Here is a 19783-nt window from a genome sequence, read left to right as displayed (position 1 = left end):
TCACGGAACAGGCGACCAGATCGGCGCGCCCCGGGTATCGCGCAGTGACGGGATCGCGCGGCCGTCGATATCGGTGATGCGGTAGTCCCGGCCCAGTTCCGCGGTGATGAATGTGCCACCGGTGCGGGCCAGGAGATCCGGGGCGACGGCCAGGGCGGCGATCACCCGGCCCGGGTACTCCGGCGAGCAGCCGTGGGCCGGGGTGGTGGCCGCGTGGCCGGAGAGTCCCGGCACCGCGGCGAGATTGCGTTCGGCGCGTTCGGTCAATGTGAGTCCCTGCCACAGCGATACCGATGCGACGCCGAACGGCTTGAGTTCGACGGCCATATCGCGGGCCATCCGGTCGACCGCGGATTTGGCGGTGCCGAAAACGACGCCGTAGGTGTACGCGACTCCCGTGTACCCGGAGACAGCGACCACCAGCCCTGATCCCGCCGCGACCATGAGGGGTGCGGCATACCGGGCGGCGACGAAATTCGACCGGACTCCGACGTCCACCATCTCCCAGTTCGACAGCGGCTTCTCCCAGAACGGCCGCGGGTCGGTCAGATCCTCCGGCAGCGCGAAGGCGTTGTTCACCAGGATGTCGAGCCGGCCCTGTTCCTCGGCTACCCGCGCGAAGAGGCCGGCCACCTCGTCGTCACGGCGGTGATCCACCCGGACCGCGATCCCGGCGCCACCCCGGCGCGCGCATTCGGCGGCGGTGTCGCCGATCGTGCCGGGCAGCGGATGGTCACCGGCCGTGACCGTCCGGCCGGTGATATAGACCGTCGCTCCCTGTCCGGCGAGCGCCAGCGCGATCCCCTTGCCGATACCGCGGCTGGCGCCGGTGACCACGGCGACCCGGCCGGTCAATGAGCTCATCGGGAACCGCCTACTCGTCGAAGAATTTTTCGCTGTAGTCGCCGTGCGGCCGGCCGACGAACCACTCCTCGCGCAGCGGGGCGCCCATGACGCCCTGCGACCAGTCCGCCGAAGCCCCCTGATCGTGCGTCCAGTCGTAGAGCATGATGCGTTTCGAGATCCGCCACCGACCGTCGCGGAGTTCGAACCGGTCGAGATAGCGGCCGCCGAGTATCGCGTCCCGATGCTCCGGGCCGGTATCGAGCCGGTGGTAGGCGATGACCTGTGTTTCGGCCAGGGCCACCGCGTCCCGCACGTCGATGGAGGTCTGGCCCAGCAGATGCTGGGTCGCCACCACCGCGGGAGAGCCGGGGATCACCCAGTTCAGATACTGGTCGAACGTGCCGTCGAAGATGCCGAAATCCACCGTCGCGTCAGGCCAGAACGCGTCTTTCACCAGCGTGGGATCGCGTCGATCCTCGCCCCGCGCGAGCCGGACGACACAGTCCCGGATACGCGCGTGGGCGAGGATGGTCGCGATCTCTGCACCGTCGTCCATGCTCGGGCCGACGCTCAGGCCTGAGCCGCTTCGGGGGCGTACCCGAGGATGCCCTTGATCTCGAGGTACTCCTCGAAACCGGCCGCGCCCCATTCGCGGCCGTTACCGCTCTTCTTGTAACCGCCGAACGGGGCGGCGAAATCGAATCCGCCGTTGATGCCGATGGACCCGGCCCGCAAGCGACGGGCGACGGCCCGGGCCCGGTCCAGATCCCGGCCGGCGACGAATCCGGCGAGTCCGTACTCGGTGTCGTTGGCGATGGCGACGGCGTCGTCGATATCGTCGTATCCGATGATCACCAGGACCGGGCCGAAGATCTCCTCGCGCGCGATGGTCATATCGTTGGTGACATCCGCGAATACCGTGGGTTTGACATAGAAGCCCTTCACCAGCCCCTCGGGCCGACCGGGGCCGCCTGCCACGAGGGTTGCGCCTTCGTCGATGCCCTTATGGATGAGTGCCTGGATCCGGTCGAACTGCGAACCCGCGACGACCGGGCCCAGGGCGACCTCGCCGGTGGGGTCGCCGACGGTGATGCCGTCGGTGGCGGCGCGGGCGGCGGATACGGCCTCGGCCATCCGCGCCGTGGGAACCAGCATCCGGGCGGGCGCGCTACAGGTCTGGCCCGAGTTGCCCATCAGATCGGCGACACCCTGCCCGACATTGGTCGCGAGATCCTCGTCGTCGAGGATGATGTTGGGCCCTTTGCCGCCGAGTTCCTGGGTGACTCGTTTCACCGTGATCGCGGCGTTGCGAGCGATATCGATACCGGCCCGGGTCGAGCCGGTGAACGAGACCATATCGACCTCGGGATGCCCCGACAACGGCACACCGACGCTGGGCCCGTCGCCCTGCACCAGGTTGAACACGCCCGCCGGAACACCCGCGGCGGCCAGTACCTCGGTGAAGATCTGACCGGTGAACGGCGACCGCTCCGACGGTTTGAGCACCATGGTGCAACCGGCGGCCAGCGCGGGGAACACCTTCACCGCGATCTGGTTCATCGGCCAGTTCCAGGGCGTGATCAGCCCGCAGACGCCGATGGGTTCCTTGACGAACAGGGTGGCGCCGCGCTGTTCTTCGAACCGGTAGTTCCGCAGCACCTCGATCGCGGTCTGCAGGTGCCCGGCCGCCAGATCGACCTGGAACCCGTTGGCCAGGCCGGCCGGGGCGCCCATCTCTTCGGTGAGCGCCGCCGCCAGATCGCCGGTGCGCTTCTGGTACTCCGCGCCGATGGCATCGAAGAGGTCCAGCCGCTCGGCCACGGTACTCGCCGACCAGGCGGGGAACGCGGCGCGCGCGGCCCCGACCGCGGCGTCCACATCGGCGGCCGAACCGAGCGCGACCTGCCCACAGACCTCTTCGGTCGCCGGGTTCACCACCTCGATCGTCTGATCACCCGCCGGCTCGACCCACCGGCCGTCGATATAGAACTTCAGGTATTCGCGCATCACTGCATTCCTTCCGCGTACCAGGTGCGGAACTCGTCGTAGCTCGGCATTTCCTCGGAATTGGCTTTCGGATCGACCGCGACATGGATGACGCCGGGCTTACCGCTGGCGAACGCGCGTTTGATGGCGGGGGCGATCTCGGCGTCGGTTTCGACGTATTCGCCGTAGCAGCCGAACCCCTCGGCGACCTTGTCGAGCCGGGTGTCCTTGCTCCAATGCACCGCGGTCTCCCGGGAACCTTGGCCGAAGGTGCGTTTGTAGACGCCGACTTCCAGGCCCCACGCGTAGTCGACGGCGACCACCGAGACGAGCGGAAGATTCAGCCGGGCCGCCGTTTCCAGTTCCGCGATCTGGAACTGGAACGACGAATCGCCGGTGATCAGGAGTACGGGCCGCTTCCCGCCGTCGGCGACCGAGGCGCCCACGGCGTAGGGCAGGCCGGTGCCCAGATGGCCGAAGTTCTGGTTCCAGACCACATCGTGCGGTTTGCACTGGGTGTAGGTCCAGCCGAAGATCGTGGTGGCCCCGCCGTCGCGTACGAGGATTCCGTCGGACGGGAAATCCTTGGTGGCCTCGACCACCAGTCGGGCCGGATGCACCGGAGTCATTCCGGAGGGTGCGGATTCGGCGAGTTCGGCCAGGCGGGCGGCATCCTGTTCGATCCAGCGCGCGAGTTCCGGGGTCGGCGTGCGCGGAGTTTCCCGCAGCGCCTCGACCAGTTGCGGGACGACGGCGCGGAGATCGCCGACCAGAGGTACGTCGATGGGCCGGTTCACGCCGATCGCGGTGGGGTCCTGTTCGATCAGGATCCACTTCCGGTTCGCCTCGTTGTCCAGCCAGTGCCGGCCGCGGCCGTAGTGGACGGGCTCACCGAGCTCGGTGCCGATGGCCAGGCACAGGTCCGATTGCACGACCGCCTCGACCGCGGACGGCGAGAAGCCGTAGGGGAAGGTGCGGTCCTCGAGGCCCTCGATGTAGGAGGTGCCGCCGGAGGTCTGGACCACCGGGCAGGCCATGAGATCGGCGAGCGCCTTCACCGAGGCGCCGGCACGGGTGGTGTGCACCCCGTGTCCGACCAGCAGGACCGGCTGCTTCGCGGCGCGGATGAGTTCGGCGGCGGCGGCGACCTTATCGGGTCCCGCGGTCTGCCCGACCAGCCGGTAGCGTTCCGGCGGCAGCGCCGGGGCGACGTCGAGTTCCTCCTGGATCACATGGGAGGGGTACTCGATATAGACGGGTCCGGGGGTGCCGGTGAGGGCTTTGCGCAACCCCTCACGAATGACTTCGTCGGTCTGATCGGCGTATTCGATGCTCGCCGCGTACTTCACCGACGGCTCGAACAGGCCGGACTGCTTCACGAACTGGATCCGGCCGCGTCGCACCCGCTGCTCGGTGATCCGGGCGCGCTGGCCACCCAGGAAGATCACCGGGGAGTTCTCCACTTTCGCGCACATCATCGCACCGGCCAGGTTCGCGACACCCGGGCCGAGGGTGCCGATGCACACCGCGGCCTTCCCGGTCATCCGGGACACCGCTTCGGCCATGAACCCGGCCGATTCCTCATGGTGGGGGGACACCACGTTCCAGCCGCGTTCGTCGGCGAGGTGGAACAGGTGCACGAAGTTCGGATCCGGGATGCCGAAAAGGGTATTGATGCCTTCGGCCTCGAAGAGATCCAGAATCCGTTCGTAAACCTTGACCGTCATATTCACTGTCCTCCCATGGCCATTGCGAAGCTTCGGCCGATATGGTCGCTGTGGGCCGATGGCACCACCGGCAGCAGCCATGAATCGTTGGTATCGCGTATGTCGTCTATCTGTTCGCCGACCGCCTCGATCGTCCAATCCGGCCGGTACACACCCGGCGTCTCCGCGATATACGCGCGGGCCACCCGTCCGGCCAGCGCGACCAGCATTTCGCCGGTGACCGAACAGGTCTCGTGGGCCAGCCAGCCCACGGCCGGAGCCACCAGTTCGGGTTCCATCGGCGGATATTTCGAGGTGTCCAGCCCGTCGGCCAGCCGCGTCACCGCGGCGGGCACGATCACATTGGATTTCACCCCGTGTTCGGCGCCCTCGAGTGCCACCACATTCGACAGCCCGATCACCCCGGCCTTGGCGACGGCGTAGTTGGCGACGTTCTGGTTCCCGTACAGCCCGCCGATCGAGGAAGTCAGCACCACCCGGCCGTATCCCGCGTCGCGCATCGCGGGGAAGGCCGCGCGCACCACGTGGAAGGCGCCCCGCAGATGCACATCGAGCACGGATTCGAAATCCTCGTAGCTCATCTCGGTGAGCGGGGCATAGCGCACATTGCCGGCGTTGTGGATCAGGATGTCGATCCGGCCGTAGGTGTCCGACGCGGCGGCGACGATGGCCGCCCCGCCCGCGGCGGTGGCCACCGAGTCGGCGCTGGCGATCGCTTCCCCGCCGGCGGCGCGGATCTCCTCGGCGACGCTGCCGGCCACCCCGATATCGCTGTCACCGCCGGGGATACTGCCGCCGACATCGTTGACCACGACCTTCGCGCCGCGGGCGGCGAGCAGCAGCGCATACGCCCGCCCCAGCCCGCGACCGGCGCCGGTGATCACGGCGACCCGGTCGTCGAACCGCAATTCGGACATCGGCTTTCCTCTCATTCGCCGAGGACCAGGCCGTCGAGGCGGCCCGTGCCGCGCCACTCCCGCAGCAGGTCGTCGAGGGCGTAGAACCCGGGCCAGTAGGGCTCACCGAGGTGGGAGCGGATGTTCTGCTCGCCCTCGTTGTTGTAGTAACCCGGCGTGCACTCACGCTGGAAATTGCTGTTGTCGACCGCGGTTTCCCGGATCGTGGCGCACCACTGATCGACCGCCTCCGGCGTGGGCTCGGCCGATGTCGCACCCCGGTCGAGCGCCTCTTTGATGATGTAGGCGGCGTGCGTGCCCTGTTGATCGAACATATCGGTGGTGCTCGCGGTGATCCCGCCCTGGAGGAACCCGGTGAAGAAGATGTTCGGGAATCCGTGGCTGGTGAGACCGTGCAGGGTGCGGTAGCCGTCGGCCCAGTGCTCGTAGAGCGAGAGCCCGGCACGGCCGGTGAACGGGTGGATACCGTAGCGGCGGTCCAGATCGGTGGTGATCTCGAAGCCGCTGGCGAAGATGATGCAGTCGACCTCGTGCTCCACCCCGCCGGCGACGATCCCGTGCGCCGTGATGCGTTCGACGCCCTTGGTCGCGGAGACATCGATCAGAGTCACGTTCGAGCGGTTGTAGGTGGGCAGGTACTCGTCGTTGAAACAGGGTCGCTTGCACAGGAACCGGTAGTACGGCTTGAGCGCGGCCGCGGTCGCCGGGTCCTCGACGATCTCGTCCACCCGGTGCCGAACGCGTTCCATGGCCCGGTAGTCCTGGATCTCCCGGATCTCGACGAATTTCTCCGGGGTCACCTCCGCCCAGCTGTTCGTCTCGTCAAGGTATGCCTGCACATTCCGGCTGACCTCGGTCCAGCCGTCGCACACGAGGTCCGGCTGGCCGGGCGCGAACGCCTCGAAGGCGGCGGTGTGGAAGTTGCGGCGGCGGGCCAGTTGCCAGCCCGGTTCGAGCGTGTCGACCCATTCCGGATCGGTGGGGACGTTCCCGCGCTCGTTGATATAGGACGGGGTGCGCTGGAACACGTACAGGTGTTCGGCCGACCGGGCGATATGCGGAATCACCTGGATTCCGCTGGCGCCGGTGCCGATCACCGCGACCTTCTTGTCCTCCAGGCCGGTCAGCGCGCCGTGCATATCGCCGCCGGTGTAGGCGTAGTCCCAGCGGGCGGTGTGGAAGGTGTGCCCGGTGAAATCGCTGAGCCCCGGGATACCGGGCAGTTTCGGTTTGTTGAACGGGCCCTGCGCCATGACGACGAACCGGGCCAGGATCTCGTCGTCCCGGTTGGTGCCGATGCGCCAGCGCCGCAGCGCCTCATCCCATTCCAAGGATTTCGTCATGGTCGAGAAGATCGCCTTCTCGTACAGGCCGAAATGCTTTCCGATTCGCTGCGCGTGCTCGAAGCATTCGTCGCCGTAGGCGTACTTCTGCGTGGGGATGTACCCCGTCTCCTCGAGCAGCGGCAGATAACAGTAGGCGTCGGAGTCGCATTGGATGCCCGGATAGCGGTTCCAATACCACGCGCCGCCGAAATCGCCGGCCAGTTCGATGATCCGGAAATCCTCGACGCCGGCCTGGGTCAGCCGCGCGCCCGCGGTCAGTCCGGCCCAGCCGCCGCCGAGGACCACCACGTCGACTTCCTCGGTGAGGGGTTCGCGCGGGGTCGCCGGGGTATAGGGGTCGCCTTCGAAGAAGTCGGCGAACCCGTCCTCGCTGGCGACGTACTGCTGCTGGCCCTCCGACCGCAGCCGCTTATCGCGTTCGGCCAGATATTTGGCCCGCAGGGCGGCATGGTCGACTTCGGGAGTCTGCGTGGGTGCGCAGTTGTTCATTCGGGGGTCCTCAATGGGGGATCGGGCCGGCGACGCCGGAGTCAGCTGAGGTCACGCGGTTCGCCGGTGCCCATGTACTTCGCGAGGTTGTGGTGCAGGTTGACGACACTGCGTTCGCGATACGGATTCGGTTTCGGGCCGGAGAAGCCCAGGGTCTTCATCCCCTGCTGGACCGCCGCCATATTGTCGAAGTCCTGCGGCAGCACAGTGCGCCAGCCCGGATCGTCCTGCGGTGTGTGGACCCATTCCGTCTCCGGCGCTTCGCCTTCGGGGAACAGTTCGTAGACCGCGGCCTCGAAAATGCATTTGTCCGGGTCGTAACCGTAGGGCCGGGCGCTGTAGCAGAGCATATTGTTCACCGCCTGCCCGATCTGGAAGTTCGGGAAGATCTGCCACGCGGTACCGGCGGCGGCCACATCGGCCGGGGTGACGGTCGGCCAGACGACGCCGCGCGCCTCGTCGGTGGCGCGTGCCGAGGCCAGCCAGTGCTGCATGACCTCCGGCGCCGGGGTGCCCTCGGGGAGTTCGTCGGTGAGTCGACGGGCCGCTTCCACCATGGTCCAGGTGGTGTTGGTGTTGGCGTTCTCCCAGGTGAAGTTCTGCAGTTCGATGGTGGATTTGCGGGCGTCGGGCCCGTGGCCGAGCCGGATCTTGCCCTGGCTCTCCTCCTGGCCCTTCGGCGCGTCGTAGCCGATATTGCTGTGTTTGCCCTGCGCCCGCGCCCAGCCCAGGAACATGCCGAAGTTCATGAACTCCGGATGGGTGTAGGGCACGTGGTAGGTCTCCATGAAGGCCTCCAGCGCGACCTTCCAGTTGCAGTCGAACACCAGCCACCGCCGCCAGCGGTAGCGCATGTTCTGCAGCTGGAACGGATCGAGCAGGGAGGCGGCCGGGTCCAGGTATTCGGCCAAAGTCTCCGACGGATTCGGATCCAGGTTGATCCAGATCCAGCCGCCCCAGGTGTCGACGTGTACGTCGACCAGCCCGTCGTTGCGTTCGGTGAGGCCGCAGGGCCAGTCCTCGCGTTCGGGTACGAAGGTGTTGCGGCCCTCGAGGTCGTAGCGCCAGCCGTGGAAACCGCAGACGAACTGCTTCTTGCGTCCTTTGGCGTTCCGTTCCCCCGGCGGGGTGTCGACCAGTTTGCGGCCGCGGTGGGCGCAGACATTGTGGTAGGCGCGGATCTTGTCGTCCGCGGTGCGCACGATGATGATCGAATCGTCGAGGATCTCGTAGGTGAGGAAATCACCCGGACGTGGAATCTCCTCGACCCGGCCGACCTGTTGCCACACCTTGCGCCAGAGTTTGTCGCGTTCGTCTTTGACGTACTCGGGACTGAGGTAGGCCTCCACGCCGATCGTCATCGGCGAGGACAGCGGTTGGGTGTTCGTGGCGATATCGTCGACGGTCTCGCTCATACCTCCGCTTCGCTCCGGCACGAGCGAGGGCTCGGCTGTGTCCATTGATCGCTCGCTACGCTCGCTCATGGCGTTCTCCCACCCCGGGTCCGGGGACAGTCGGTATCGGTGCGGTTCATATCGGTGGTCAGCGGGTGATCGCGGCGCGGAATCCCTCGTCCTTCAGGAACAGTGAGGTGTTGTCCGCGCCCAGATGGGTCCATTTCAGATTCAGTCCGCCGTCGACCAGGAGCGTCTGCCCGGTGATATAGGACGACAGCTGCGAGAGCAGGAACAGCACCGCGCCGGCCTGCTCCTCGGGACGGCCGCGACGGCCCATGGCGATGGCCGTCCGGTCGCGTTCGGGGTCCTCGTCCACGTAGGTGCCCGAGGCCGGCGTCTCGGTGACGCCGGGGGCGATCGCGTTCACCCGGATATCGCTGAGGGCCAGTTCGACGGCCAGCGTCCGGGTGGCCGCGACCAGCGCTGCTTTCGCGGTGCCGTAGGCGATATGGAACGGTGCGGTGTTCATCCCGCTGATGGACGACAGCGAGACGATCGACCCCGGGCGGCCCTGCTCCTTGATCTCGGCGGCGACGGCCTGGCTCATGAAGAACATGGATTCGAGGTTCTGGTGGAACAGGGCCCGCCAGTCCTCGCGCGTCACCCGGGTGGCGGGCATCCAGGTAGCAGGTGCGGCGCCGCCCGCGATGTTCACCAGCCCGTAAAGGTCCCCCTCGGCATGCCGGGCCGCGTCCAGGACGGTGGCGACTCCGTCGTCGGTGGCGGCGTCGGCCTGAACGGGGATCACCTTCAGGCCTTCCCCGGCAAGGGGTTCCACATGCTTCGCGAGATTCTCGGCGCCCCGGCTCACCCCGAGCACCGTGGCGCCGGCCTGGGCGACCAGCCTGGTCACGGCGGTGCCGATACCTCCGCCGCCCGCCCCGGACACGATCACCACGCGTCCGTCGAGCCCGAAGAAGTCGTTCGTCATGGATATCTCACCCGTCCTTCCGGAACGCGAGCACACTGCCCTCCGCGTCGGCGGCGATGTAGAGGGTTCCGTCGGCGGCGGCGGTGATCCCCGCGAACGGCCCCTGCGGACCCGAGAACGGCGGCATGCCCAGCAGCGGTTTCGGTGTCACTCCCGGCGGGGCGCCCACCGGCAGGTTCCAGGCCAGTACCTCCCGGGCCTTGGTCTCCAGATCCACCGACACGAGGGCCTTCGCGCCCGAATCGACGATCAGCAGTTGCGAGCCGCGGACCAGGATGCCCTGCGGGATATCGAGCCCGTCGACGACGGTGTCCACCCCGGCGGGGGTGACCGAGACGATCCGGCCCGCACCGGATTCGGCGACCAGCGGCGTGCCGCCTTCGGTGAACGTCACCCCGAGCGGTTTGTTCAGACCCGACGCGAGCACATCGACACTGCCGCCGCTGTTCACTCCCAGCACCCGGCCGGTGCCGAATTCGGTGGTCACGATGACCCCGCCCGGACCGACCTCGACGCCGTAGAGCTGATCGAAGGGCGCCTGGGCGCCGGCCAGGAACTCGCACTCCCCGGCGGCCGGTCGCCAGCGGGCGATCTGTCCGCCCGCGGTGGCGACGACGAATTCGCCCGGCCCGGTGGCGGTCACGCCCCGAGCGAAACCCGGATAACCCGGGTTGAAAAGCATGCCCAGGGTTTCCAGCCCGTCGGCGCCGACCGCGTAGAAGTACGTGCCGTCGGCGACGAAGAGAGTGCCGTCGGGGCCCACCGTCAGATCCAGCGGCCAGTTCAGCCCACCCGGCAGGGTGGTGCGGGTTTCGCCACCGGCGAGGATCTCGGTGATCTCACCGGTGAAGTTGGAGACGAACAGACGGCCGTCCACCAGCGTGCAGTTGTCCAGACCCGGGTTGAGCTGGGCCAGGACGGTTTTCTCGCCGTTGCGCGGGTTGATCCGCAACACTTGGCCCGAGGCCACCTGCGTGGAGACGATGAACCCGTCTCGATCGAATTTCACGGAATCGGGCACGCCGAGATCACCGGCCACCCGTTCCGGTTCACCACCGTCGGGGTGGATACGCCAGATCTCGTTCAGGCCCATCACCGGGTAATACAGCAACCCGTCCGGCCCGACCTCCATGGCGTTGGGCTGTTCGATGTTCTCCAGCACGATGCGAGGCGCACCGCCGTCGAGCGGGAGTTCCATCAACCGCCCGCCGGGCCGGCATTCGTTGACGAACAATCGCCCCTGGTGGACCGTGATGCCGTTGGCGCTGGGCAGGTCCGCGCGCAGCAGCCGGGTGGTGCCGTCGGCATGCCGAGCACTGACCCGTCCGTCCATCACCTCGGTGGCGTAGAGGGTGCCGTCCGGATGGAAGGCGCAGTCGTCGGGGGCGATGATGTCGCCGCCCTTGGCGCTGACGGTTTCGATCGCGCCGGTATCGATATCGAGTGCGCTGATCTGGCTGCCGGTGACCTGGGCGATGTAGATCCGGCCGTCCGGCCCGGTCCGCAACCCGTTGGCGCCGAAGAGCCGGCTGGGCGCGGTGACCCGCCGCTGGCTCCAGCCCGCCGCGAGCCCGATCGACTGGCCGCCCTGAAAGCGGGCCCCTTGCTGCAACATTCCGACTGACTCCCAACCGACCCGGCCGCTAGCGCTGATCCGCCTCGATGTCGAGGACTTGTAAGGAATCTAACGCCCCATCCAGGCAAGCGCAATAAGTATTGCAATCTTTGTAAGGATAGACAGGAGCATGCGATATCCGCATGGGCACGAGGACTTTCGACGTCCGCCCGAGCCTCGCCGAGGCTGCGATCGTCAAGAAAATGAGAATATCATTCTCCATTAGGGAAAGACGCAGTTCGGCCGGATCGATCGCGGTGGCGGAGGGCCCGACAGAACATCCCCCGGGCGCGGCTCGGCCATTACACAACGGCCGCACGGACGATCGACGCACCGCACCAGCGACCCGCGCTCAGCCGAAGCGCCGGCCGACCGCGTCCACGGCGAATCGGCGCCCTCCCCATTCGGCCGCCCAGAGCGCACAGCCCGACCGCTCACCTCCGCGCTCGCCTCCGATGCAGCGAAAGCCGTCCGCCGAGACTCCGACCCGCGCGCGAGACACCTCGGCGCGCGCCCAGAGACAGGACCCTAGAGCGGCGACGAGACCGCCAGCCGATTCGGCGGAAAACGATTCAAAATGAGTATTAGTAGATGCTCAAACAGTGTTGGACATGAATCACAACAGTTTCTTACTGTGTTCTCGTTCACTACCGAGCTGTTACTCGCAGGAGGAAAGACCGATGCCCGCCTTCACCCCGACCGAACTCGCCGAACAGCTCGGTTCCGGTCTCTTGTCGTTCCCGGTCACTCATTTCACCCAGGATCTGGCATTCGACGAGCCCGCCTACCGGGAGAACATCGTTCGCTTGGGCGAGTACGAGGTGGCAGGACTGTTCGCCGCCGGCGGCACCGGGGAGTTCTTCTCCTTGACGCCGCCGGAAGTGGGCCGTGTGGTCCGGGCGGCGGTCGCCAGCGCACCCGCGGGCACCCCGATCCTCGCACCGGCCGGGTACGGCACTGCGCAGGCGGTCGAGATGGCCCGCGACGCCGAAGCGGCCGGCGCCGACGGCATACTGCTGTTTCCCCCGTACCTCACCGAAGCCTCGGCCGGCGGTCTCATGACCCATGTGCGCGCAGTCTGCGAAGCCACCTCGCTGGCCGTCGTGGTCTACAGCCGGGCCAATGCCAAGTACACGCCGGAGATGCTGGTCGGCCTCGCCGACTCCTGCCCGAACCTGATCGGGTTCAAGGACGGCGTCGGCGACCTCGAGTCGATCACCCGGATCCACTCGCGACTGGGCGACCGCCTGGTGTACATCGGCGGACTCCCGACGGCCGAGACGTTCGCGCTGCCCTACCTGGAGCTCGGCGTGACGACCTACAGCTCGGCGATCTTCAATTTCCTGCCCGAGTTCGCCCTCACTTTCTACGCCGCGGTCCGCGCGGGAGAGAAAGCGACCGTGCGCCGGCTGCTCGACGAGGTGGTGCTCCCCTATACCGCGATCCGCGACCGGGAGGCGGGGTACGCGGTCAGCGTGGTCAAGGCCGGAATGAAGATCATCGGGCAGCCGGCGGGTCCGGTGCGCCCGCCGCTGACCGATCTGGACGACGACGAACTGTCGATGTTGCGCGACATCGTCGAGAAGTCCGCCGTCCTCGCCGTCTGAGCACGGCCGACCGTTCGCCACCCCCTCCTGAGCCCGAAAGAGACGCCCGTGTCCACTCGCTCCCTCACCGGTCCGACCGGTGCCATGATCATCGGAATCGAGCCCGTCCCGGGCAGCGGCGCGATAGTGCGGTCCGCCGACCCGCGCACCGGCGAAGCTCTCGACCCCGCGTACCGCGCGGCATCCGACGCGGACATCGAACGGGCCTGCGCGGCGGCGGCCCGGGCATTCCCGGTGCTGCGGGCGACCAGCGCGCAGCGGCGCGCCGACTTCCTCGAACGCATCGCCGACCTGCTCGATGAACGCCGAGACGTCCTGGTCGAGCGCGCGCACGCCGAGACCGCGCTGCCGCGGCCGCGGCTCACCGGCGAGGTCGGTCGCACCAGCGGTCAGCTGCGTCTGTTCGCCACCGAGTTGCGGGCCGGAAGCTGGCAGGGGGCCCGGATCGATCCGGGTCGATCCGGCGACGCCCCGCGCCCCGATATCCGGCAGCGCCGGATCGCGCTCGGTCCGGTCGTGGTGTTCGGTGCGAGCAACTTTCCCCTCGCCTTCTCCACCGCGGGGGGCGATACGGCGTCGGCGCTGGCCGCGGGGTGCCCGGTCATCGTCAAGGCGCATCCGGCGCATCTGGGTACAGCGGAGCTGGTGGCCCGGGCGATCGCCGAGGCAGCCGCTGATACCGGGATGCCCGAGGGAACCTTCTCCCAGCTCGTCGGTGTCGGCACCGAGATCGGTATCTCGCTGGTCACCGATCCGCGGATACGCGCCGTCGGCTTCACCGGATCACGTCGCGGTGGTCTGGCGATCGCGGCGGCCGCGGCCGCCCGGCCCGTGCCGATCCCGGTCTACGCGGAGATGAGCAGCGTCAATCCGGTACTCCTGCTCCCCGCGGCCCTCGCCGCCCGCGGTGCCGCCCTCGGCGCCGCCTTCGCCGGGTCGCTGACGCTGGGCGCCGGACAGTTCTGCACCAATCCCGGGCTGGTGCTCGCGGTCGACGGACCAGGACTTGATACGTTCACCGAGGCGGCAGCCGATGCCGTCGCCTCGAATGCCGGAGCCGTCATGCTGACCAACGATATCGCGGACCACTACGCTGCCATGGGCGATGCACTCGCCGCCCGGGACGGCGTGGCCGAGCTTGCCCGCGGTTCCCGGCCCGACGGCGCGGCCGCCGGCGCTGCCCGGTTGCTGACGGTCGACGGCTCCCGATTCCTCGCCGATCCCGAACTGCAAGCCGAGGCCTTCGGCGCGACCTCGCTGCTCGTCCGCTGCGCGGACACCGCCGAGCTGACCGCGGCGACGACAGCCCTGCAGGGCCAGCTCACCGCGACCGTGCACGCCGACGAAGCCGACCACCCACTCGCGGCGCAACTGCTGCCGCTGCTGGAGGAGCGGGCGGGCCGCATCCTGTTCGACGGCTGGCCCACCGGGGTCGAAGTCGGGCACGCGATGGTGCACGGCGGCCCGTTCCCGGCGACCACCGACGCACGGACCACCTCCGTCGGGACGCTCGCGATCGAGCGCTTCCTTCGCCCGGTCGCCTACCAGGATGTTCCCCCGGCCCTGTTGCCGGCCGAGGTGCGCGACGACAATCCGCTCGGCGTCCGGCGCCGGCTCGACGGTCGGGACGCGATCGCTGCGAGCTGACGACGCCGGTCGTCCGTGGCCCCCACCCGATCCGGTCTCTACGCGGCCCCGGTCGCATCCGTTCCACACTGTGAGGATCCAGTGAACTCTCGATTGTGCTCGCCGTCCGTGCCGCAATACCGCGGCCCGGCTGGGCCGGCTCTTCCCGCCGCGGGACTCCGCGGGCGTCCGTACTCGTGCCAGGTTGTCGATGACTTCCGTCTCGCCGCGATCACTACGCACGGCACACCTGTTGATGGGAGCAATTGCCATGGCCATTCCTGAAGTCGGTACGGACGCGGCGCGTCCGTACTCCCCTGACGCCGCCCCCCGTGAACGCACCGTGTCCTGGCCGGGTATGCCCAGTCGCGACTCGATCGCGACCGGCGCGAAGGCCGTCGCGGGGATCGTCGGACTGTTCGCCGTCTGGCAGGTGCTCGTCAGCGTTTTCGATCCGCCGGAATTCCTGCTGGTCGGACCGCTGTCGGCCTTCGCCGAGCTGATCGAACGGCCCGAGTACTTCGCGACCAACACCTTCGTCACCTTGCAGGAGGCGCTGGCCGGTTTCGCGCTCGGCACGGTACTCGGCGCCCTGTGCGGCGCGGCGCTGCACTACTCCGCGACCGTACGCAGCTTCTTGTACCCGGCACTCGTCGCGATCGACACCATTCCCAAGGTCGCGCTCGCGCCGTTGTTCATCGTGTGGTTCGGCTTCGGTTTCGAATCGAAGGCGTTCGTCGCGATGGCGATCGCCTTCTTTCCGCTGGTGATCAACACCTATGACGGTCTGAGCTCGGTTCCCCACGAATTGCAGGAACTCGCCCGGATCAACAAGGCGTCGTCGTGGAAGAAGATGACGAAGATCGAATTGATCTACGCACTCCCCGCGATCTTCTCCGGCGCGAAGATCTCCATCTCGCTCGCGGTCGGCGGCGCGGTCGTCGGTGAATTCATCGCCGGCTCGAAAGGGCTGGGATATGTCATCCTGCTCGCCAACAGTCAGGTAGATCTCCCCTCGATGTTCGCGGCCTTCATTGTGCTGGCCGCCATCGCGCTGGCGTTGTTCTTCCTCGTCGATCTGGCCGGACGAAAGCTGGTCCCGTGGAAGAACCACGCGAAATGAGCACGGGATCAGGGATTCGGATGCGGAAATCGGCGCGTACGGCCGCGGCAGCGATCGTCGGGGCTGTTCTGCTCGCGTTGTTGCCGGCCTGTTCGAGCGGTAGCGGGCCGAACTCGATGACCCTCATGATGGACGTCGGCTACCTGCCGAAGCACGCGCCGTTCTTCGCGGCGGTCGAGCAGGGCTTCTTCCGGCAGGAAGGGCTCGATATCACCATCATGCCGGGGTCGGGGTCGACCAATACGGTCACCTCTGTCGAATCCGGGCGGGTCGATGTCGGATTCGCCGACTTCGGCACCACGATCATCGCCCAGGGCCGGGGCGCCGCGGTCAAGCAGGTCAACCTCCTGCAGGCCAGATCCGCCTACGCGGTGGTCGGTCTCGCGGACTCCGGTATCCGGGACTGGAAAGACCTCCGGGGCAAAACCCTCGCCACCGAGGGGGCGGGTGCGATGACCGCGATGTGGCCGCTCGCCCTGAACAGACTCGGCTTGCGCGCCGGCGATGTGAATCTCGTCCACGCGTCGAGCGGATCGAAGATTCCGGGACTGCTGGCGGGCCAATGGGACGCCAATCTCGCCCTGTACGTCTCCGACGAGCCCGCCATCGATGCACTCGGCCGGGAGGCCGCCGTCCTGAAATGGTCCGATCTGGGGATCGATCTCTACGGCAACGGGATCGTCGTCTCCGACGAGAAACTGAAAAACGACCCGGATCAGGTGCGGCGTTTCAACCGGGCGATGCAAAAAGGTTTCCTCTGGTCGTGTGCGAACCCGGAGAAAGCGGCGGGAGACTTCCAGAAGGAAGTCCAGGGCTACGAGACCGATACCATCGCGCTCGCGATCCGCGCACAGTGCTCCCTCAACTGGAGTGCCGACACCACCGCGGATCAATTCGGCGTCATGGACGACGCGGGCGTCCAGGAGCTGCTCGACGTGGCGAAAGAGTTTCTCGGTCTGAAAGCCGACAGCCGTCTCACGCCCGCAGACATTTACACCAATGCCTATCTCGCGCCATTACACCGCGACGAGACCATCCAAGCCCCGTAACAGTCAGCCGGAGGGCACCATGAACAACGAATACGCCATCTCGGTCAACGGCGTCGGAATGACCTATCGCTCCCGCGACGGTCACGACAACACAGTGCTCGAGGGCCTGGACTTCCAGGTGAAACCGGGTCAGTTCGTCTCGATCGTCGGACAGTCGGGCAGTGGTAAGACCACATTGCTCAAGACCATCTCCGGCCTGCAGCAGCCCACCGCGGGCGAAATCACGGTGAAGGGCCGGCCGATCAGCGACGGGCTCGAAGATATCGCGATGGTTTTCCAGAGCCCGGTGCTCCTGCCGTGGCGCAACAATATCGACAATGTGCTCCTGCCCCTGGAGTTCCGCGGCACCCGAACCGACGAGTCACGCCGCTATGCCCAGGAACTGCTGGAGATGGTGGGACTGGGCGATCGCGCGAAACGGTACTCCTACGAACTCAGTGGCGGAATGCAGCAGCGGGTCGCCATCTGCCGCGCCCTGGTCTCCCATCCTGAACTGCTGCTGATGGACGAGCCGTTCGGCGCGCTCGACGCCATGACCCGCGATTCGATGAACTTCGAGATCCAGCGCATCTGGCAGAACACCGGGTGCAGCGTCCTGTTCGTGACGCACAGCATTCCGGAGGCGGTCTGGCTCGGCGACCGGGTGGTCGTGGTGGGCGGCAAGCCAGGCCGGATCGTCGCCGATATCGCGGTCGACCTCCCGCGCCCCCGGGGCAAGGAACACCGGTTCTCCGCCACCTTCTCCGACTATGTCACGGAGATCGAATCCCATATCGGAGTCACCACCGGTATCAGCTGACCCGCCCGAACCGAAACCGTTCCGAATCTCGACACCAGAGGGAAGAAATGCTGAGTATCACCGCCGACGCCACGCAGGTCGAGCAGATGTACGGGCTGGACGCGCGCAAGAGTCTCCTCTTCTCCGCGATCCGCCTCGATTCCCACCCGCTCGTCGCGCCGCTGATCGCGCAGACCGATGAAGCGCGGTATCTGCTGGTGCGCCAGCAGGAACAAGGCAACGCGCTGTCGGCCGGGGTCCCCAAGGAGCAGATCAAGTTCTATGCGCCCTGGGTGACGATCGACCCCCGGATCATCGCCGACACTCCCGCCGCGGAGTCGCTGACCAGCCTGGTCCAGGAGCTTGCCGACGGCGCGGCGGTGCGTCTCGCGGCCGATGTCGTCTACAGCCACTACCGCGCGCTCGCCGGCTCCGTAGAGCTCGTCGTCGCCGATCAGGACCCCACCCCGGTCACCGCCTATGAGCTCGATCTCGACGAGATCCTCGCGCGGTTCGCGGCGTGGCGCAAGGCGGGTGTCGATACCGCGCGGCAGGTGATCGAGGATGTCGAGCACCTCTCGGGTCTGGCCGACGAGTTCACCGCCACCGTGGACACCAGGTTCTCGGGTCTGCGGGCGGTGGCCGCGGAGCGTTCCCTGGACGCGCTGCTTCTCGCCGCTCCACCGAACTTCACCGAAGCGACCGGGTTCGCTCAGCCGGACGGATCGGTCGCCCTGTGGCTCGCCGATTCCGGGAAGCTGATCGTCCTGGCCACCGGGGACGCGCCGGAAACCCCCGGTGTCGTCGTCGGCCGGTACCCGTCGGTGGGCGCCGCGGTCGCGGAACTTGCCACCGGACCACGGACCGGCGTCGAAGAGGAGTGGATCAGTGTCGGCCTGGCCCGCGAGCTCGAGGCCGCGGCAGCCGAACTGGTCCCGGTCACCCGCGACCTCGCGCACTGGCGCGACATCCGCGATCACGAGGACCTCGCCTTCCAGGTCGTCGCGGCTCGGGCCAGCGTCTTCGCCATCGAGGAGGCCCTGGCGTGGGCGGGGGCCGGACTCGATGCCGGTCGCACGTTCACCGAGCTGGACATCTACGCCGTGTACGTCGACAAGATCAACGAGTTCCGCACGGGCAACGAGATCCCGTTCGCTGTCGAGCCCTACTTCACCAACCTGCACTCCTCGAACCGGATGCTGTTCCCCGGGCCGCCCGTCGACTATCCGATCAACGACGAGACGACGTGCATCCAGCTCGATGCCGGCGTGCGCATCGTCATCGACGGGGTCATCGTCGCCACCTCGGATATGGCCCGCTCGCTGCCCCGCACCGCGGCGGCGAAGGAGGCCTACAGCTTCTTCTTCGATGTCGTGCGGGAGGGCATCATCGGACAGCTCGCGCCCGGCGTGATCTGCGAAGACGTGCACGAGGGAACCCTGCGTTACCTGGCGCCCCACCTCGATCGGATGGTCGAGATCGGGATGCTGGGAACGGAGGTCGATTTCGATACCGAGTACCGCAAGCGCAATGTCGGTCACCTCATGGGCAAGCAGGAGTCGTTCGCGAACGAACTCCGGCCCGGCTACAAGCATGTCCTCGATATCGGCTCGTACGGCGCCGCGGAGATCCCGTGGCGCTACGACAACGCGGCCATCGGCACCGAAGACCTGTGGTACATCGGCCGCGACCGGACCTACATCCTCAGCAAGCGATGACGATCGCCTGTGACGCCACTTTCGCTGTAGCAGAACAGGTTTCAAATATCCGGAGCCGCATGATCCGCGTCTTCCGGGCTGTTGAACGGAAATCAGTGTGACCGAAGTGAAAGAACGCCTCGCGGCGTTGTCCCTCGAACTACCCGTACTCGGTGCGCCCCAGTACGCCTACGAGGCGACCACTCGCTGGGGAGACCTGCTGTGGGTCTCCGGCCAGATCTCGCGTACGGCGACGGGTGAGATCCTGGGCGGCCGGATGGGCGAGAACGCCACCCGCGAAGACGGTGTGGCCGCGGCCGAGACCTCCGCGCTCAACCTCTTGGCGCGCATCGATGAGGCGGTCGGCCTCGACAATGTGGCGCAGGTGCTCAAGCTCGACATCTGGGTCGCGAGCGCGGCGGATTTCGTGGACCAGCCGTCGGTAGCCGAGGGGGCCTCGCGACTACTGCTCGCCGTCCTGGGCGACGCCGGGCGGCACGCGCGCACCGCGCTGCCCACCCAGGTGCTGCCCAAAGGCGCACTCGTGGAACTCGACGCCACGGTGGCCGTCCGCAGCGCGTAGCACCAC

16 protein-coding genes are annotated in these 19783 nt (G+C 67.3%); 7 read left to right on the top strand and 9 right to left on the bottom strand.

What is annotated here, in order from left to right:
* The 9 genes from OG804_RS01305 to OG804_RS01265 form a co-directional block, all read right to left on the bottom strand.
* On the bottom strand, positions 1–864 hold the full coding sequence (locus OG804_RS01305) for an SDR family NAD(P)-dependent oxidoreductase (RefSeq protein WP_328392986.1): 864 nt from the start codon (positions 862–864) through the stop codon (positions 1–3).
* A gap of 10 nt (positions 865–874) precedes the next feature.
* A complete protein-coding gene (locus OG804_RS01300; protein WP_328392984.1) occupies positions 875–1402 on the bottom strand; it encodes a nuclear transport factor 2 family protein in 528 nt (175 codons plus the stop codon).
* 14 nt (positions 1403–1416) lie between these two features.
* Complete coding sequence (locus OG804_RS01295) at positions 1417–2853, bottom strand: aldehyde dehydrogenase family protein (protein ID WP_328392982.1); 1437 nt, start codon at positions 2851–2853, stop codon at positions 1417–1419.
* Entirely contained in the window at positions 2853–4559 is a 1707-nt protein-coding gene (locus tag OG804_RS01290; protein WP_328392980.1) for a thiamine pyrophosphate-binding protein, read from the bottom strand. Before OG804_RS01290 ends, OG804_RS01295 begins: the two co-directional genes overlap by 1 nt.
* A gap of 2 nt (positions 4560–4561) precedes the next feature.
* The gene (locus OG804_RS01285) at positions 4562–5476 is read right to left on the bottom strand and encodes an SDR family NAD(P)-dependent oxidoreductase (protein WP_328392978.1); all 915 of its coding nucleotides are present in this window, start codon (positions 5474–5476) and stop codon (positions 4562–4564) included.
* An 11-nt stretch (positions 5477–5487) separates the two neighbouring features.
* Positions 5488–7311, bottom strand: a complete 1824-nt coding sequence (locus OG804_RS01280; protein WP_328392976.1) for a flavin-containing monooxygenase — start codon at positions 7309–7311, stop codon at positions 5488–5490.
* A 41-nt stretch (positions 7312–7352) separates the two neighbouring features.
* Positions 7353–8726 carry an aromatic ring-hydroxylating oxygenase subunit alpha gene (locus OG804_RS01275; protein WP_328392974.1) on the bottom strand — a complete coding sequence of 458 codons (1374 nt, stop codon included), beginning with the start codon at positions 8724–8726 and terminating at the stop codon, positions 7353–7355.
* A 127-nt stretch (positions 8727–8853) separates the two neighbouring features.
* Positions 8854–9699 carry an SDR family NAD(P)-dependent oxidoreductase gene (locus OG804_RS01270; protein WP_328392972.1) on the bottom strand — a complete coding sequence of 282 codons (846 nt, stop codon included), beginning with the start codon at positions 9697–9699 and terminating at the stop codon, positions 8854–8856.
* A 7-nt stretch (positions 9700–9706) separates the two neighbouring features.
* Complete coding sequence (locus tag OG804_RS01265; protein ID WP_328392970.1) at positions 9707–11314, bottom strand: SMP-30/gluconolactonase/LRE family protein; 1608 nt, start codon at positions 11312–11314, stop codon at positions 9707–9709.
* Positions 11315–11994: 680 nt separating this feature from the next.
* Here OG804_RS01265 and kdgD point away from each other — a divergent pair.
* The 7 genes from kdgD to OG804_RS01230 all read left to right on the top strand — a co-directional run bounded on the left by kdgD (position 11995) and on the right by OG804_RS01230 (position 19777).
* Entirely contained in the window at positions 11995–12921 is a 927-nt protein-coding gene (gene kdgD / locus OG804_RS01260; RefSeq protein ID WP_328392967.1) for a 5-dehydro-4-deoxyglucarate dehydratase, read from the top strand.
* An 84-nt stretch (positions 12922–13005) separates the two neighbouring features.
* Complete coding sequence (locus OG804_RS01255; RefSeq protein ID WP_328398188.1) at positions 13006–14568, top strand: aldehyde dehydrogenase (NADP(+)); 1563 nt, start codon at positions 13006–13008, stop codon at positions 14566–14568.
* A gap of 250 nt (positions 14569–14818) precedes the next feature.
* Entirely contained in the window at positions 14819–15670 is an 852-nt protein-coding gene (locus tag OG804_RS01250; RefSeq protein ID WP_328392965.1) for an ABC transporter permease, read from the top strand.
* Entirely contained in the window at positions 15667–16719 is a 1053-nt protein-coding gene (locus tag OG804_RS01245; RefSeq protein ID WP_328392963.1) for an ABC transporter substrate-binding protein, read from the top strand. Before OG804_RS01250 ends, OG804_RS01245 begins: the two co-directional genes overlap by 4 nt.
* A 19-nt stretch (positions 16720–16738) precedes the next feature.
* Complete coding sequence (locus tag OG804_RS01240; protein ID WP_328392961.1) at positions 16739–17518, top strand: ABC transporter ATP-binding protein; 780 nt, start codon at positions 16739–16741, stop codon at positions 17516–17518.
* Positions 17519–17565: 47 nt separating this feature from the next.
* On the top strand, positions 17566–19215 hold the full coding sequence (locus OG804_RS01235) for an aminopeptidase P family N-terminal domain-containing protein (protein ID WP_328392959.1): 1650 nt from the start codon (positions 17566–17568) through the stop codon (positions 19213–19215).
* A gap of 97 nt (positions 19216–19312) precedes the next feature.
* A complete protein-coding gene (locus tag OG804_RS01230; RefSeq protein ID WP_328392957.1) occupies positions 19313–19777 on the top strand; it encodes a RidA family protein in 465 nt (154 codons plus the stop codon).
* Positions 19778–19783 lie beyond the last annotated feature (6 nt).

It is taken from the genome of Nocardia sp. NBC_00416 (genome assembly GCF_036032445.1).
In the GTDB taxonomy this organism is placed as follows: domain Bacteria; phylum Actinomycetota; class Actinomycetes; order Mycobacteriales; family Mycobacteriaceae; genus Nocardia.
Note: the sequence above shows the minus strand (reverse complement) of the source record. Positions and strands in the feature narration are given on the sequence as shown.

Bases quoted from the DNA above. Each gene is read 5' to 3' on its own strand.
- OG804_RS01295 (WP_328392982.1), bottom strand. From the start codon at position 2,853: ATGCGCGAATACCTGAAGTTCTATATCGACGGCCGGTGGGTCGAGCCG.
- OG804_RS01250 (WP_328392965.1), top strand. From the start codon at position 14,819: ATGGCCATTCCTGAAGTCGGTACGGACGCGGCGCGTCCGTACTCCCCT.
- OG804_RS01245 (WP_328392963.1), top strand. From the start codon at position 15,667: ATGAGCACGGGATCAGGGATTCGGATGCGGAAATCGGCGCGTACGGCC.
- OG804_RS01280 (WP_328392976.1), bottom strand. From the start codon at position 7,311: ATGAACAACTGCGCACCCACGCAGACTCCCGAAGTCGACCATGCCGCC.
- OG804_RS01255 (WP_328398188.1), top strand. From the start codon at position 13,006: ATGATCATCGGAATCGAGCCCGTCCCGGGCAGCGGCGCGATAGTGCGG.
- kdgD (WP_328392967.1), top strand. From the start codon at position 11,995: ATGCCCGCCTTCACCCCGACCGAACTCGCCGAACAGCTCGGTTCCGGT.
- OG804_RS01265 (WP_328392970.1), bottom strand. From the start codon at position 11,314: ATGTTGCAGCAAGGGGCCCGCTTTCAGGGCGGCCAGTCGATCGGGCTC.
- OG804_RS01270 (WP_328392972.1), bottom strand. From the start codon at position 9,699: ATGACGAACGACTTCTTCGGGCTCGACGGACGCGTGGTGATCGTGTCC.
- OG804_RS01290 (WP_328392980.1), bottom strand. From the start codon at position 4,559: ATGACGGTCAAGGTTTACGAACGGATTCTGGATCTCTTCGAGGCCGAA.
- OG804_RS01240 (WP_328392961.1), top strand. From the start codon at position 16,739: ATGAACAACGAATACGCCATCTCGGTCAACGGCGTCGGAATGACCTAT.
- OG804_RS01235 (WP_328392959.1), top strand. From the start codon at position 17,566: ATGCTGAGTATCACCGCCGACGCCACGCAGGTCGAGCAGATGTACGGG.
- OG804_RS01275 (WP_328392974.1), bottom strand. From the start codon at position 8,726: ATGAGCGAGACCGTCGACGATATCGCCACGAACACCCAACCGCTGTCC.
- OG804_RS01300 (WP_328392984.1), bottom strand. From the start codon at position 1,402: ATGGACGACGGTGCAGAGATCGCGACCATCCTCGCCCACGCGCGTATC.
- OG804_RS01285 (WP_328392978.1), bottom strand. From the start codon at position 5,476: ATGTCCGAATTGCGGTTCGACGACCGGGTCGCCGTGATCACCGGCGCC.
- OG804_RS01305 (WP_328392986.1), bottom strand. From the start codon at position 864: ATGAGCTCATTGACCGGCCGGGTCGCCGTGGTCACCGGCGCCAGCCGC.